Source organism: Enterococcus plantarum, assembly GCF_001730295.1.
GTDB lineage: Bacteria > Bacillota > Bacilli > Lactobacillales > Enterococcaceae > Enterococcus_L > Enterococcus_L plantarum.
On the sequence record NZ_MIKA01000009.1, the window covers coordinates 25,507 to 40,354 of the forward strand.

Consider the following 14,848-nt stretch of genomic DNA (forward strand, 5'->3'; position numbering starts at 1 on the left):
AGAAAAAATTCCAGCAAGCTGGAATTTATTCTTTCGTTTCGTTGTTTTCAGAAGTTTCTGTTACAGTTGGTTCTTCAACAACTGTTTCTTCCTTCGTTTCAACTACAGTTACATCATTATCATTTGCAACAACTGTACCTGGCTTCACTGTTTTGATTGCTGCACGATCAAATTCAAGGATAATTCCTTCACAATCGATCAATACAGTTTTTTTGTCAGCATCAAGTTCAGAGATCACGCCGTGTAAACCGCCGATCGTTACAACTTCATCGCCCACTTTCATTGCATCCAAAAGTGTTTGACGTTCATTTTGTTGTTTCTTTTGCGAACGTGTCATAAAAAACATCATTCCTGCTAAAAGAATTAATGGTAAAATAAACGAAAGTCCTCCGCCCATTATCTATTCACCTCTCTATCCTATAATCACTAGTTTACTGTAACAAAATTTCTTTTACAACACTAGTCTTTTGTTCGTTTTTTTAGAAACTTTTCGCATTCTCTTTATTGAAACCATATTCTTCAAAAAAGGCTTCTCTAAATTCCAATAAATTATCATCCATAATTGCTTGACGAACTTGTTTCATTAAATTCAATAGGAAATATAAATTATGGTAAGACGTTAAACGAATCCCAAATGTTTCGTCAGCCTTGATCAAGTGACGAATATAAGCCCGCGTATAGTTTTTACAAGTGTAGCAATCACATTTCTCATCCAAGGGACGGAAATCTCTTGCGTATTGCGCATTTTTAACAACCAGACGACCTTTCGATGTCATACACGTTCCATTTCTAGCAATACGAGTTGGCAAGACACAGTCAAACATATCGATCCCACGAATCACACCATCGATTAATGAATCTGCTGTTCCCACACCCATTAGGTATCTTGGCTTGTTATCTGGAATCAAAGGTGTTGTAAAATCTAGTACACGGTTCATCTCCGCTTTTGGTTCCCCTACAGATAAACCACCAATGGAATATCCTGGAAAGTCCATGCTGATCAACTCTTTTGCACTTTGGCGACGTAGATCTTCAAACCCTGCGCCTTGAATGATTCCAAATAAGCCTTGACGATCTGGATTAGCATGCGCTTTTAAGCCACGTTCTGCCCAGCGTGATGTACGCTCAATCGATTTCTTCACATACTCATAGCTTTCATCAAACGGCGGACATTCATCAAAACTCATCATGATATCAGAGCCTAGATTATTTTGAATGTTGATTGCTTTTTCTGGTGAAAGAAATAGTTTTGACCCATTCAAATGGTGTCTAAAATGAACACCTTCCTCCGTGATTTTACGCATATCACTTAATGAAAATACTTGAAAACCACCAGAATCAGTTAAAATTGGTTGATCCCAATTCATAAATTTATGTAAGCCACCAGCTTCTGCAATCAGATCATCTCCCGGACGAAGCCATAAATGATACGTATTGCTCAGGATCACTCCTGCGCCCATTTCTTTCAAATCTTCTGGTGACATTGTTTTTACTGTCGCTAACGTTCCTACAGGCATAAACATTGGTGTTGGAAACGTTCCGTGAGGGGTGATGATTTCTCCTAAACGGGCACCTGTATGTTTTTCTTTCTTTATTAAACGATAACGAATGGCTGGTTCTGTCATTCATTCTCCTACTTTCTTTTGTATATTTACACTTTCCTCATCATACTTTTTTTTGTTCGTATTTGCAAGGTTTTACGGGCTTTCTTTAGTATATCCTTAGACAATAAAACTGGAGATAAGAGTTCAAACTCTTTTATCTCCAGTTCTTTTGTTTTTTAGTCTCTCTTATTTTATTGCTTCAAGTTTGATCATTGCTTTTTTTACAACTTCTGGTGTAATTTTCTCTTTCATATAATGGATTGTTTCATGTGGTTCAGCAGCTCGCTCCGCCACTCGCTGATAATCATCCTCTGTTAAGTTCATTTTCATGTCTTTTAAAGAAGTTGGTAAATCAAGACTGGAGTAAAATGGCATTAGTTGTTCGATTTCATTCCATTTATCTTCGATCACCAATTGAACCAGAACACCGTACGCGACTTTATTGCCATGTAATTGATGATGACTTTCAGGTAAAATAGTGAGTGCATCATGAATTGAGTGAGCGCCAGATGTCCGACCATAATCGTCACCAAAGCCTCCCACCATTCCTCCAAGTAGGATAATTGTTTCTACAATATTTAAAAAAGCTTGATTGATTTCTTTCTCTTTCATTGCTTTTAGCGCTTCTTGGCTGTCAGCGAGTAAAACATCTCTGCATTTTTTGGCTGCGAAAGCAGAGACTTGGATTTCAATCGGCTGTACCGCTAATTGCGAGATCATCGCATCGGCTTCATACCATTTAGCGATCGTGTCACCAATTCCTGCGATCATCAGCTCGATCGGTGAATCTAAGAGAACCTTAGGCTCGATTAAAACTAGGGCATTGCTATTCGCAAAAATATCATAGCGATTCATTGCACCATTATTTTCGTATATCACACTTAACGGTGTATACGCAGCACAAGTTGCTGCTAAGGTTGGCAAAATCAAGATAGGTTTAGTACATTGATTCGCTACTGCTTTACCTAAATCTGCAATTTTTCCGCCTCCTACAGCAATGATACCTTCCAGTTCTTTTTGTTCAAAAAGCTGTTTCAGCTCTATTGTTTTCTCATCCGTGCATTCTCCTCCATAATATACAAAGTATGTATCTATAGTCATTAATGTTGGAAAATATGGCTTGGCAGCTTCCCACGAATCTTTTCCATGTAATATCATCACACGTTTAAGCTTTCTTCTATTTAAATGTTCTTCTAAATCATCCCACGCACCAACACGGCATTCATATTCTTGTGGCGCTCCTCTTACTATCAACGATTGATTCATTGGTCCCAACCTTTCATTTTTTACTAATTTTTATGCAAAAGTGAAATTTTATAAATTCTTTGATAAAATTCACTTTTCCTTTCTCCTAATCTATGATATGATAAAACACATCCAAAAACAATAAATTTTTATACATTTATGCACGTTTTTTAGAATATTTATTGAATACAAGCAGTTGCGCATACTCAACTGTTATTACTCTATTATAAAGGAGAAGAACAAATGAAATTATGTAAAAAAACCCTAGCACTTATTATTCCGATCTTGCTGGTACTACTGACTTTTATCCCAGTAACTACAGTAATCGCTGAAGAACCTGATCCAGTTTATGACAGCATCATGAAACGTGGGGAACTGATTGTTGGTTTGTCTGCTGATTACGCACCATATGAATTTCACGCAGATGTTGACGGTAAAGACCAAATCGTTGGTTTTGACATCTCAATTGCACAAAAAATTGCAGATGATATGGGCGTTAAATTAAAAATCGAAGAATTGGGTTTTGATGCATTATTAGGTGCAATGAAAACAGGTAAAATCGATTTAATCATTTCAGGTATGGCACCGACACCTGAACGACTGCAAGAAGTTAATTTTTCAACTCCGTATATGAACGTCCAACAAAAAGTAGTCGTTAGAAAAGCGGATAAAGATAACTTTCAATCAACAAAAGATTTTGATGGTGTGAAAGTTGGCGTTCAAAAGCAAACGACACAAGAAGAATTAGCTAAGACGGAACTTATCGGTTCGATTCCTACTTCTTTACAAAAAGTACCAGACATCATCATGAATTTAAAAAATAAAAAAGTAGAGGCTGCTGTTTTGGAAGGCCCAGTTGCTGAAGCTTACGTTGATCGTGATCAAGACTTGACGTTTGCAGACGTTTCATTTGAACAAGGCCAAAAAGATGCTGCCGTTGCGATTCCTAAAAATGCACCTGTTTTAGAACAAAAAGTCAATGCTTCGATCGAAACAATCAATGATAACAATTTACTTGAGGGTTATAAGAAAGAAGCAGGCAAATTAATGTTTACAGATGATGAAAGTTTCCTTGGAAAATATGGTAAATTCTATATCAGCGGTGCTGGTTATACGATTTTCTTAGCCTTTATGGGCGTATTATTTGGTGCTATTTTAGGTGGACTGCTTGCTTTGATGAAATTATCTAAATCAAAAATTTTACGTGGTATCGCCATCTGCTATATTGAATATGTTCGTGGTACTCCATTACTAGTCCAAATCTTTATTGTTTATTTTGGCACGGGTGTTTTAGGGCTTGATTTATCGAAAATCGCTGCTGGCTGTATTGCTCTTGCATTGAACAGTGGTGCCTATGTTGCTGAAATCGTTCGTGCTGGAATCAATGCAGTCAACAAAGGTCAGCTAGAGGCTGCGCGTTCTCTAGGTATGAACCAACCACAAGCAATGCGTTACATCATTTTACCTCAAGCAATCAAAAATATCTTACCTGCTTTAGGAAATGAATTTGTAACTGTAATCAAAGAATCATCTGTCGTTTCAGTTATAGGTGTTTCAGAATTGATTTTCCAAGCCGGCAATGTTCAAGGAGCTAGCTTTAAACCATTCTTACCTTATTTAGTAGTATCATTGATTTACTTTGTTTTAACCTTTACCATTTCACGCCTATTAGGTGTTGCTGAAAGGAGAATGAGTACTAGTGATTAATATTAAAAATCTACACAAAACCTTCGGAAAAAATGAAGTCTTAAAAGGGATCGACTTAGATGTTAAAGCTGGAGAAGTTGTCGTAATCATCGGGCCTTCTGGTAGTGGAAAAAGTACCTTCTTACGATGCTTAAACTTATTAGAACAACCAACAGATGGAACGATTGAATTTGAAGGGAAAAATTTATTGGACAAAGATACCGATATTGATGCTCTACGCCAGAAAATGGGTATGGTATTCCAAAATTTCAATCTATTTCCACATAAAACCGTTTTAGCCAATTTAACAATCAGTCCAGTCAAAGTAAAAAAAGAAGCACCTGATATGGCGAAAGAAAAAGCACTGGCTCTATTAGAACAAGTTGGTTTACAAGAAAAAGCCGAAAGTTACCCTTCAAGCTTATCTGGCGGACAACAGCAACGGGTAGCGATCGCTCGTGCTTTAGCAATGAATCCTGATGTCATGTTATTCGACGAACCAACCTCTGCACTTGATCCAGAAATGGTCGGTGAAGTTTTAGCCGTTATGAAAGCTTTGGCAGTTGAAGGCATGACAATGGTCGTTGTTACACATGAAATGGGCTTCGCACGTGAAGTTGCCGATCGTGTGATTTTCATGGATGCTGGAATCATTCAGGAAGAAGGGACACCTGAAGAAATTTTTGGCGAACCGAAAAATCCAAGAACCCAAGATTTTTTAAGAAAAGTTTTATAACAGTCGAAAGAGGACAAAGCAAGTATAAATAAGCTTGTTTTGTCCTCTTAAAAAATAGTATATGAATAAAGAAATCGGAGGTAAAAACATGGATCGTTCAAACATTGCAAAAAAACATCAACAACCTACGGAGAATATCTTGATGGATATTGCCACCTTAGCGAAACAAGTACCTGATTTACTAGATTTATCGATTGGTGATCCCGATTTGATCACAGATGAAAAAATCATTGAAGCGGCTTTTACAGATGTTAAAAATGGTCATACGAAATACACTGCATCCGGTGGCAGTCAAGCCTTTATTGAAACCGTAGTAGATTTTTATCAAAAACAATATGATCTGTCCTTTGAACCTAGCCAAGTGCGTGCAACGGTCGGTGCATTACATGGTATGTACCTAACACTGCAAGTAATACTCGATCCTGATGATGAAGTAATCATTCACGAACCTTATTTCTCGCCGTATAAAGACCAAGTATTATTTGCTGGAGGTAAACCAGTTTTTATTCCAACTTATGAAGAAGATGGTTTTCAAATCAATATCGATGTATTGAAAGCAGCTATCACTGATAAAACAAAAGCGATTATTATCAATTCGCCAAATAACCCAACAGGCGCTGTATTTTCTCCTGAAACGTTTAAAGCAATCGCTGATTTAGCTATCGAGAATGATTTTTACATCCTCTCTGATGAGGTATATGAGGCCTTTTGCTTCTATGATGATTTCATACCAATGGCTACTTTTGCTCCTGAAAATACAATTACGTTCAGTAGTTTCTCAAAAGCATTTGCAATGACTGGTTGGCGGATCGGGTATATGATTGCACCTGATTATATCAATGATGCAGCAAAATTAATCAACGAAAGTATTACTTACTCTGCACCAAGTCCTTCCCAACAAGCAGGAATCTATGCCTTAAAGCATTCTGAAACATTAATACCAAGTGTTGTGTCTGTTTTTAAAGAAAGATTGGAGTATCTGGAAGAAAGAATTGCCAAAATCTCATTTCTTTCGCTTCACCCAATTAAAGGAAGTATGTATGCGTTTATCAACATTTCTAAAACAGGCCTAACTTCTGTCCCATTTGTTGAAGAAGTCTTAAAGGAAACGAATGTCTTGATGATTCCTGGAAAAGCCTTTGGTGAAACAACTGGTGACGATTATGTACGGTTAGCAGCCACACAAAATATAGAAGTTTTGAAAGAAGCCTTTGACCGAATCGAAAAAATGACGTTTTAAACTAAAATAGTTTTGCTTTTTCCTAGTGAATTAATGGAAAAAGCAAAACTATTTTTAATTGATTTTCTATTACTGCTGTTCGCTATCTGATAAAGTGTTATAAAGAATAACTACTGTTGAAACAACACAGACCACGATTTGAATCAGTATATTGTCCGAAAAGTTCTCAGTAATTTTAATTGTAGCAATTGTCAAAAAGAAACACATTGCTAAGATAACTGCTAATTTTACTCGTTTAAATTCTTGCTGGATTCGATAAACCGTCTCAACTGGAACGCCTTTTTGTTTAGCAATCGTTCGTAGTTTATTCTTACCGACTAATTGCCACATGACATCACGATAGATTCGTTTAGCTTCTGCATTTCTGGTAAATACAGAATAAGTTTCTTTCGTTTGCTTTTTTCCTGGCTTTAAGTTTAGCTTGATTAAACGTGGATGTAGTAACTGATCATTACGACTAACCCACGAAAGCACTTCCCGCCAATCATTTAACGTCAGCTCTGGTGAAGTCAATACAATTAAATCTAACTCTAAATCTTCCAATTCATTAAAAAAAACAAGTAGTTGCTGGTAATCTCTGGAAATAACTTCTAAAAAAGCAATGACTAAACAATCACCTGGTTCCGTATAATCCAATAATCTCTGATAATTACTGTCAGGATCTTGGAATACGTCATAACTATGATTGTCATCTGAAAAAATTTCGTCTAATTCGTACGATTCTAAAACATCAAATTGCTGATTCAATTTGTTTCCACGAGCATAGCCTATATTCATCGTTATCTACTTCCTCGTTTCGTTAATTTAGTCTTGCGCTCATTTGGAAATTGCCGCTGACCGCTGGATTTTGAAAGAGAATTTCGCTTCTCAAGTTGGGCAATTTTCTTTGTCATCTCTGTATTTTTTTGAATGATAGTCATGAGCAAGAGGCTATGGATAAATATGATTATTCCAAGAGCAATTAATAGTAAATACACAAAGAATCTTCCTTTTCTATTAGATTTAAGAATCCAACGCTTTCTACTTGGCATTTCATAAACTTGCTCTTATTGTCCACTATTCTCAATTTTCCCTAATTGATTCTCCTTATAATTCCAACTGTATGGTGTTGGCGAAATAGTAGAATCAACAGTTGGTTCTACGTAAATTGTCAGCCAATAATTCGTATCTTCCGTAATATCTAATTTAATTTCACCGTCTCTTTTCACTTTTTTATCATGTGGCACATCACTTGTTGTCGCTATATATCCACTAAAACGATAATATTCTGGGACCATTAAGGTTACTAATAATTGATGATGGCCGCCACTCTTAGCTAATTTTACCGATGAGTAATCAATATCTTCCCCATCTTTTCCTGAAGTCACCGCTAAATTAAATAGATTACTATTTTTATCTATTTTTCCATTATCTATCTGAACGTACCCGTCACTCGGTGAAATTACTTCACTATTGCCTGATACTATCATCTGTCTAACATTCAATTGTATCAGCTTGTTGTAGTAGTAAGTTACGGTATAGTTTTTGTTTACCTTCTCAATAGATACTTTAGCATCTGGACCCGTTGCTACGTCAGTTCCAGCGTCAATTTTATAACTATCTATGACATAATTATCAATGTTCATAACTATCTTTTCATAATTACTGTCTTTAGGAATATCTTGATATGAATCAGCCTGAAGTTGTGTTCCTTCGGTATCGAAATACTTTTCAAAAACACGAAACTCATTCATCAAATCCTTGATTTGAATTGTTTTTACTTTGCTCACATTATTTGAACGATCAACTGATACTATATGAATATATTTTTCCAAATCAGTTATTCCATTGATGCCAGAAATTGTCCCTTTGGTATCATAGTCGACTAAGTTCGCGTCTTGTGTAGGATCATAATTTGGATCTGCTGGATTTGTACTTCCTGTTGGTGCCACATAAATATCATATTTACTAGAACCAATCCGACCGAATTCATCCTTATATCCTTCAACAGTCCCTGCTAAAGTTGAAGTCGCAGAGTTGTCGATTTTATAAAAATAGCCAGCTATATTACTCATAATGGTCTCTTTTACGACATCTGATTTTTTTAAGCCACTGGATATCGTATCTGCTTCGATATACCACTGATACTCTTTCCCTTGATCCATACTATCAATTTCAATGTCAAAATTATCTACGCTACCACCCGGTTTCTGTACAGCATTTGCCAGTGCTGGCGCTCGATCATCTTTAACAGTTTGATCTTGTGCCGTTGTTTCAAAAGAAACCTGAGCTAAATTGTATAATGTATTTGCTATGATTTTTCGTTCATCAGAAGTAGATGTTCCATTACTATGACCCGTTTGGATCATACCAAGATTATTAGTGGTGGCTAGATAAAAGGTTGGATCTGCACTGCCATCCCCCGGTTTATCCCAATTAAATGGTGCTTCAAATTCTAACCATTTAGTTGTTTTTGAGTTAGGCAAAATCCCTTGCCCCCACGTATGTGTAAGTGGAATTTTTAATTCCATATCATTCTGTAGCTCGTACGGATATTTCATTAAATAGCCATTATTAGTTATTTTTACATTTGTACTTCCAATTTGAAAAGACTTTGCTTGCAATTTAAACCCTAATTGACCCGCAAAGCTATTAAAATTAGTATGACCACGATCATTAGGGGTAATCGTATCGTGCCCAAAAAGAACGCCTCTTCCAGAATCAATAAATTCTTGTGTTGCGTTTTTTGCAGTAACCGAGATATCTAAATGATTATTGTAATCCCAAGAACCAAACATGATAACATCATATTGAAATTCGCCTTTTGCGTCCTTTAGATAGCCATTGGGATTAGTTCCGTAGTTGTTTTGACTTACGGCCTTAACATTAATTAATTTTTCGCCACTAGAATTTTTTAAATTTAAACCATCCATCCAGCTTTTCAGTGTGTTAGATCCTGCTATATCTGGATAAATATTCAGAACTTTTATTGGTTTCCCATAATTTAGGGAACGTACACTCCAAGAATTGCCATCTTCCGATTGATATAGTTGATATCCTGACTTACTCAAGCCCTTTACACTATCCCATTCTAGATCAGCATAACTTTTTTTATCTAGTCCACTCCATCTATTTTCAGCTTTTAACCTAAAATCTCTTTTAGTTACTACAGTAGAAGCCTTCAAATCACCTTGCCCCACAAAAAGATAGCCGCTAATAACAAATAAAACAAGTAGTAAAAAAAGACTCATTTTTTTCTTTCTACTCTTCAATTTCTGTCTCTGCTTTTTCATTTTATCTCCTTCTTTTCAAAACTTATCAAATCAATGATTTCTTCCTAGAAAACACTCATTTCATGAGTGTTGAATTGAAATAGGCATGCATGGAATAATTATTCCATGTGCCTATCCTTACTCCGCATGTTCAGCTAACTTTTTATCGATTGCCTCTAACGCTCCACTGCTAGGTGTAGACCCTTGCCACCATGCATCACGATAAGCATATTTAGCACAATTAATCGCTTCTACTTTTACTAATAAGTTAAAAGTTGCATTGTGATACTCTAGTCCTAAATCTTGTTTTAATTTGACCTCAGTGAATAAGTTTTTAGTAGTATTATTGGGAGTGCCTGACTTTAAAACATTTAAATAGTAATAATAACCATCTTCACCTAATGTCCAATCCGTAAGATTCAGCTCTAAAAGAACCTCTTCTCCAATCTTTGAGGGTAATAATCGCGTGCTTTCGCCATTTTCTAAACGAATTTCAGGCTGAAGCATCACTCGGACAAACTGATCTACTGTTCCTGTATTTTCTACTGATACTTCCTTTGTAACTGATTCATTTGGCTTAATTGTTGTTGGCTCCGTAAAAACTTCTTTCACTTTCGTCTGAAGATTGCCAACCTGAAAAAGATTAACTTTCTCCTCACTCATCATCATCGCTGCATATGCTGTTACACTTCCAATAAGTAAAAGCACAGCAAGGACAGGCAGTATCCATAAAAAATGAACAACTTTTTTCTTTGATTTCATTTTGAATCCCCTCCTAATGAACTTTTTCACGATATATCGCTTCCAGATATGAACTAGAAGGAATATTCCAGTTCTCCATTAGAGATTTTGTAACATCGTGAGCATCCATAACTGGAATCAACTGATATAAAGAACTCTTATACTTGTTTGGTAACATTCGATCTAACGTAATACTTTCGATAAGCAATGTCGTTTTTTCCTTTGGCTGCAATACTTCTGAATAATAAAAATACCCATCAGAATAATACCAATAATTTTGTGTTTCAGGCATTGGTTTATTATTTTCATCATAAATGTCATTATCATTAAATTGAATCGTTAAATACTTCAGTGCTTCGATCGGTCGAGTTCCTTTGTAGACATAAGCTGTACTTGTGTTTTTTTTATCGGCTTTGTAAACCTCTGAAGCTACATAATACGTTTCAGAAGCAATCTTATATGTACTGCCTTTTTCCCAAGTAGCAGTATCTTCCATTGTTAAATCTGATCCACTTGAACTACTTACAATTTTTTGGTTACCATTACCAACGCCATCAGTCATATCAAGCTCAAACTGGGCAAAAAATTCATACAAAGATATCCGAACGATGGCTGGCATTTGTCCGTTGTTCCTCACTAGCAATTTCTTTTCAGTAGTCTTCCCTTGCGCCCATTGTAGATTTGGGGTGAAGACTTCATCGATTGCCGCGGATAGTTTCTTAGTATTAGGATTGCTTTGATTGATTTTTTCATCACTATAGGTAATCCACGAGTATGTACTTCCTACTACAAGTAGTAGGCTTAAAAATACAGAAAATACAGCCAAAAAAGGTTTATTTTGATTGATTATTTTCAACAATTTTTTCTTTCTACTCAATTGTCTCCCCCTTCCTCTACTCTACGTTTTCTTGTTCTTCTTTACGTTTTTTCCATAATAAAATTGCAATTAACATCAATAAAAGTCCTGCCAATGTTTTATAAATCAAATTTTTAATTTCTTCGCCAGTCATCGGGAACATCCCTTTAGATGCTGGTTTACTTGGTCGATCTGTACTACTATCTTTAGTCTCTGACGTTTTTGTCTGATTTTTAGTTGCGACAAAAGTCCAGTGATACAACAACTGGCTTTCTTCTTTATAATCTGCCTGGTTCAAGTCTTTATCAACCTCGAACACTGCAGTTAAAATTTGATCTTTACCATATTCACATGTTCCTACTATCAATGGTTGAACTGTCCAATCAAATTCTCCATTCCCTAATAACGGTCCCTGATAAATTTTTTTTCCGTCAATGGACAAGGTCAATGTGATCGATTTGTCAAAATCAATCACCCCTTTTTTATTATCTGGGGTTACTAAGATTCCTAATTCAAACGGTTCTTTTACATCCAGACTACGAATCGTAATCGTTTTTTCATAGCTTTCTCCAGGTAAGACATTCGGCAAATCAACATAATATTCTCCTTCCGAAGAGGCAGATATTCCTGTCTCATCGCCAATGACCACCCCTGGAGGAAGGGTTTGACTGGCAATAGCTAGTAACGTTCCACTTGTGAAAGTGATAAAAACACTTAATAAACTGTATAAAACCAATAATAGTAGACGTTTTTGTACTTGATATTGCTGCATCTTTTTATCCCCTTCCCTTTACTTTTTCATAACTAGAATTTAGCTTGCTGCTTGTTCATCTAAATAAGCTGTAATTTTTTTAGTTTCTGAGTCGTCTGCTCCATTTAAGTTCCAACCAGTGCTATCAGTTAACGCTTCTTTAGTTGCTTGAATAGCTTCCATTTTTACAATTAAATCATATGTTGCATTTGTATATTCTGTTCCAATATCGTTTGTAAAAATTAGTTTTTTCAACAAATGCGGTGTTGTCGCACCTGAGATAACTGGACTCGTGAAGTAGAAATAGCCATCCTCTTTGTTGTAAGCCCATTTATCTTTAGCTAATGCAGCAGTTGTCACCATATCTGTACCATATTCTACTCTGATTCCACTCACTCCTAGAGCTACTTTATCCGCTTGAACGCCTTTTTTCTCTGAATTTGCAACTGGAATTTGATCACCATCTGTTGCTGGTGTTACTGCAGGAAGTGCATCTAACCCTAAAGCTTTACTTGTGTAATCGTAATCAACATCATATTTTTTGCCTGCACTACCTAAAAGTGAAGCTTTAGCTGTAGTCGCATCTGCTGAAGCACCTTCTAAAGAAGAAGCAGCCCAGTTTGTTGCCATATTGCTATAGCCACCTTTATAAACTGAATATTCAGCTTTTGACATCACAAAGTTCCAATCTTCGATTTGTGACCCAACAGCATTTCCGCCTGCCACAGATACTTCTGTTTCCATCGCTTGGTATTTACCACTAGCGTATTCAAAGAATGCAGAATAACTGAATGTTGTATTTTCAGCACCAGTTACAGGATCTTTAGTAACTGAACCTTTTGCATAAACTTTAACACCTGCTGGTAAAGCGGCATCAGAGCCATCTTTTACCTTAGCTGTAACATCTATGTAGTCGCTCTCTGGACCCGTATACTTTTCTCCATCATATTCGACTGGAATATCATCAGATAAAGACAAGACTTCATTCGCTTTCCAACCTGTCGTACGATTCGTTACAGCGCCTTTTTCTGTTAAATGTTTTAATACTTCTTCGTATGAAACACGCACAAACACTGGAGTATCACCAGAATTCGTAACCGCTACTTCTTTTGTGGCATCCGTACCTGGAACGATTGGTTTTGGCTTCCAATTTTCTTCAACACTGACACTACCATCTTTAATTGCGGCAGTTTTCACACGGTTAATTCGTTGGTCTTGAGAATTGATCCACGCAAAGGTACCTGCAGCTGCAGCTAATAATGCTAGACACGCTGCAGCTACCAGCTTTTTCTTTTTGTTTTTTTTCATTTTAAATAATCCTCCTATAAAAATATAATATATATATTCTCACTTTACCTTATTAGATAAGGCAAAGTGGTAATATCATCGTTCATATGCTGGGCGTCTTCTGTTTTTTCGCCTAACAGGTTCTTCTTTGGGTGAAAATAAATAGGCTTTAAGCACTAAGAAAAAGCCGTATAATGACAAAATACAAACCAAGCAAGCCCAAAATTCTTCACGAGCAAATTCTATAACGCTCCCTACTTTTGGCACTGCAAATACTACTTTTCCAAGTACTCGATCTGCTTCTACGGGTGGATCATTGGTTTTATTGGCATCTCCTTTGGTAATAAGGTAATCTCCTTTTTCTCCATTTAACTCACCTTTGCGTTCTACTACTCTATGAGTCAGATACCGTGAACCATCGCCCACACCAAACGTGACAATATCATCTTTTTTTACCTTATCGCCATCCATCAATTTAACAATAACAATATCTCCAGCGTAAAAACCACCTTTTGGTCCATTTTCTTGTGGCACCATAGAATTAGTCAAAACGGTGTAAAATCGATAACCAAAAATCGATGCTGTCGACTTTGAGCTAAATGAAAACATTACAGACATCAAAATAATGCCAATGATAACAACATAAAAAATCAGATTACCTAGGTAAGCAAATACCAATAGTCCTGGACTTTTAGGAGCCTGATTTGAGAGCTTGCCTCTATAGTTCTCCCTCACCTTTCGTTCTTGAGCTGTTCGACGAGGTCTTACTTGACGAGGAGATTCTTGATAGCTTGAGCCTCTAGGGTTTTCAGAAAATTTACCGCGGGAGCTTTGCGCTACCGGCCGTAATCTTGGCTTTTTTCTAGGCTGTCCCTCTCTCACCTTTTCCGAATATAATCTCTTAGATTCTGTATATCCACGCGAACGCTTTTCCGGAGTACTCTGCCTAGCCTTTTCGTCTTTAGTACGTACACTCTTTCTGACAGGCGTTTTTCTCGGCATATATATGCTCCTTTCATTTAGTTGGATATTCTTAACGGCTACTTTCTATTGTAAAAAAATAAAATTCATACTTTTCAGCAACTAATTAAAAAATATACTAAAATAATAATTTTCTCATCTATATAAAACTATAACCACTTGTTATTTTTATGTCAATAAGTATATGAAAATTTCTTTGTAATATTTTTTACTAAATGAGGAAACTTAATTTCTATTAAGAACTCAAACTAATCTATATGTAAAATAAAAAAATAAAAACCCAGCTTGAAAAGGCTTTATTCTCATATATAAACATTTTTGCAAAAAAAACATATAATAAACGTTTTGAAAAAGGTGAAAAAGACAATTATCTAATCTTTAAATAAACAAAAATGACAAAATTCGTTTTTGTTATTTTATAAAAAATAAAACAAAGTAAATAAAAAGAATCGAATAACCCTTAAAGTATC

At 36.0% G+C, this 14,848-nt stretch carries 13 protein-coding genes; 3 read left to right on the forward strand and 10 right to left on the reverse strand.

Features of this window, described 5'->3' with window-relative positions; all coding sequences use genetic code 11:
- Window positions 1-25 precede the first annotated feature (25 nt).
- The 3 genes from yajC to BCR22_RS04735 all read right to left on the reverse strand — a co-directional run bounded on the left by yajC (window position 26) and on the right by BCR22_RS04735 (window position 2,870).
- The gene (gene yajC, locus BCR22_RS04725) at window positions 26-397 is read right to left on the reverse strand and encodes a preprotein translocase subunit YajC (RefSeq protein WP_069653831.1); all 372 of its coding nucleotides are present in this window, start codon (window positions 395-397) and stop codon (window positions 26-28) included.
- Window positions 398-479: 82 nt separating this feature from the next.
- On the reverse strand, window positions 480-1,625 hold the full coding sequence (gene tgt / locus BCR22_RS04730) for a tRNA guanosine(34) transglycosylase Tgt (RefSeq protein WP_069653832.1): 1,146 nt from the start codon (window positions 1,623-1,625) through the stop codon (window positions 480-482).
- 165 nt (window positions 1,626-1,790) lie between these two features.
- Window positions 1,791-2,870 carry an iron-containing alcohol dehydrogenase family protein gene (locus BCR22_RS04735; RefSeq protein WP_069653833.1) on the reverse strand — a complete coding sequence of 360 codons (1,080 nt, stop codon included), beginning with the start codon at window positions 2,868-2,870 and terminating at the stop codon, window positions 1,791-1,793.
- Window positions 2,871-3,092: 222 nt separating this feature from the next.
- On the opposite strand from BCR22_RS04735, the gene BCR22_RS04740 reads away from it, so the two are divergent.
- From BCR22_RS04740 to BCR22_RS04750, 3 genes are all read left to right on the forward strand, one after another.
- Complete coding sequence (locus BCR22_RS04740) at window positions 3,093-4,556, forward strand: ABC transporter substrate-binding protein/permease (RefSeq protein ID WP_069653834.1); 1,464 nt, start codon at window positions 3,093-3,095, stop codon at window positions 4,554-4,556.
- Window positions 4,549-5,271, forward strand: a complete 723-nt coding sequence (locus tag BCR22_RS04745) for an amino acid ABC transporter ATP-binding protein (protein ID WP_069653835.1) — start codon at window positions 4,549-4,551, stop codon at window positions 5,269-5,271. Before BCR22_RS04740 ends, BCR22_RS04745 begins: the two co-directional genes overlap by 8 nt.
- A gap of 88 nt (window positions 5,272-5,359) precedes the next feature.
- Window positions 5,360-6,511 carry a pyridoxal phosphate-dependent aminotransferase gene (locus BCR22_RS04750; RefSeq protein ID WP_069653836.1) on the forward strand — a complete coding sequence of 384 codons (1,152 nt, stop codon included), beginning with the start codon at window positions 5,360-5,362 and terminating at the stop codon, window positions 6,509-6,511.
- A gap of 69 nt (window positions 6,512-6,580) precedes the next feature.
- Here the strand turns inward: BCR22_RS04750 and BCR22_RS04755 are convergent, their stop codons facing one another.
- The 7 genes from BCR22_RS04755 to BCR22_RS04790 all read right to left on the reverse strand — a co-directional run bounded on the left by BCR22_RS04755 (window position 6,581) and on the right by BCR22_RS04790 (window position 14,399).
- Window positions 6,581-7,288 carry a recombinase family protein gene (locus BCR22_RS04755; RefSeq protein ID WP_069653837.1) on the reverse strand — a complete coding sequence of 236 codons (708 nt, stop codon included), beginning with the start codon at window positions 7,286-7,288 and terminating at the stop codon, window positions 6,581-6,583.
- A gap of 269 nt (window positions 7,289-7,557) precedes the next feature.
- Complete coding sequence (locus BCR22_RS04765) at window positions 7,558-9,783, reverse strand: hypothetical protein (protein WP_069653839.1); 2,226 nt, start codon at window positions 9,781-9,783, stop codon at window positions 7,558-7,560.
- Between the two features lie 117 nt (window positions 9,784-9,900).
- On the reverse strand, window positions 9,901-10,524 hold the full coding sequence (locus tag BCR22_RS04770) for a TasA family protein (protein WP_069653840.1): 624 nt from the start codon (window positions 10,522-10,524) through the stop codon (window positions 9,901-9,903).
- Between the two features lie 13 nt (window positions 10,525-10,537).
- Window positions 10,538-11,380, reverse strand: coding sequence for a BsaA family SipW-dependent biofilm matrix protein (locus tag BCR22_RS04775; protein ID WP_069653841.1), 843 nt, complete (start codon window positions 11,378-11,380; stop codon window positions 10,538-10,540).
- A 16-nt stretch (window positions 11,381-11,396) separates the two neighbouring features.
- Window positions 11,397-12,131, reverse strand: coding sequence for an LPXTG cell wall anchor domain-containing protein (locus BCR22_RS04780; RefSeq protein WP_069653842.1), 735 nt, complete (start codon window positions 12,129-12,131; stop codon window positions 11,397-11,399).
- Between the two features lie 39 nt (window positions 12,132-12,170).
- Complete coding sequence (locus BCR22_RS04785) at window positions 12,171-13,418, reverse strand: hypothetical protein (protein ID WP_069653843.1); 1,248 nt, start codon at window positions 13,416-13,418, stop codon at window positions 12,171-12,173.
- A 75-nt stretch (window positions 13,419-13,493) separates the two neighbouring features.
- Window positions 13,494-14,399: a signal peptidase I gene (locus BCR22_RS04790; protein WP_069653844.1), complete on the reverse strand. Its 906-nt coding sequence runs from the start codon at window positions 14,397-14,399 to the stop codon at window positions 13,494-13,496.
- Window positions 14,400-14,848: the final 449 nt, after the last annotated feature.

What these genes read in the sequence shown, in the direction of transcription:
- BCR22_RS04755 (WP_069653837.1), bottom strand. Translation starts at nt 7,288, where the DNA reads ATGAATATAGGCTATGCTCGTGGAAACAAATTGAATCAGCAATTTGAT.
- BCR22_RS04770 (WP_069653840.1), bottom strand. Translation starts at nt 10,524, where the DNA reads ATGAAATCAAAGAAAAAAGTTGTTCATTTTTTATGGATACTGCCTGTC.
- tgt (WP_069653832.1), bottom strand. Translation starts at nt 1,625, where the DNA reads ATGACAGAACCAGCCATTCGTTATCGTTTAATAAAGAAAGAAAAACAT.
- BCR22_RS04735 (WP_069653833.1), bottom strand. Translation starts at nt 2,870, where the DNA reads ATGAATCAATCGTTGATAGTAAGAGGAGCGCCACAAGAATATGAATGC.
- BCR22_RS04785 (WP_069653843.1), bottom strand. Translation starts at nt 13,418, where the DNA reads ATGAAAAAAAACAAAAAGAAAAAGCTGGTAGCTGCAGCGTGTCTAGCA.
- BCR22_RS04740 (WP_069653834.1), top strand. Translation starts at nt 3,093, where the DNA reads ATGAAATTATGTAAAAAAACCCTAGCACTTATTATTCCGATCTTGCTG.
- BCR22_RS04765 (WP_069653839.1), bottom strand. Translation starts at nt 9,783, where the DNA reads ATGAAAAAGCAGAGACAGAAATTGAAGAGTAGAAAGAAAAAAATGAGT.
- BCR22_RS04780 (WP_069653842.1), bottom strand. Translation starts at nt 12,131, where the DNA reads ATGCAGCAATATCAAGTACAAAAACGTCTACTATTATTGGTTTTATAC.
- BCR22_RS04790 (WP_069653844.1), bottom strand. Translation starts at nt 14,399, where the DNA reads ATGCCGAGAAAAACGCCTGTCAGAAAGAGTGTACGTACTAAAGACGAA.
- BCR22_RS04750 (WP_069653836.1), top strand. Translation starts at nt 5,360, where the DNA reads ATGGATCGTTCAAACATTGCAAAAAAACATCAACAACCTACGGAGAAT.
- yajC (WP_069653831.1), bottom strand. Translation starts at nt 397, where the DNA reads ATGGGCGGAGGACTTTCGTTTATTTTACCATTAATTCTTTTAGCAGGA.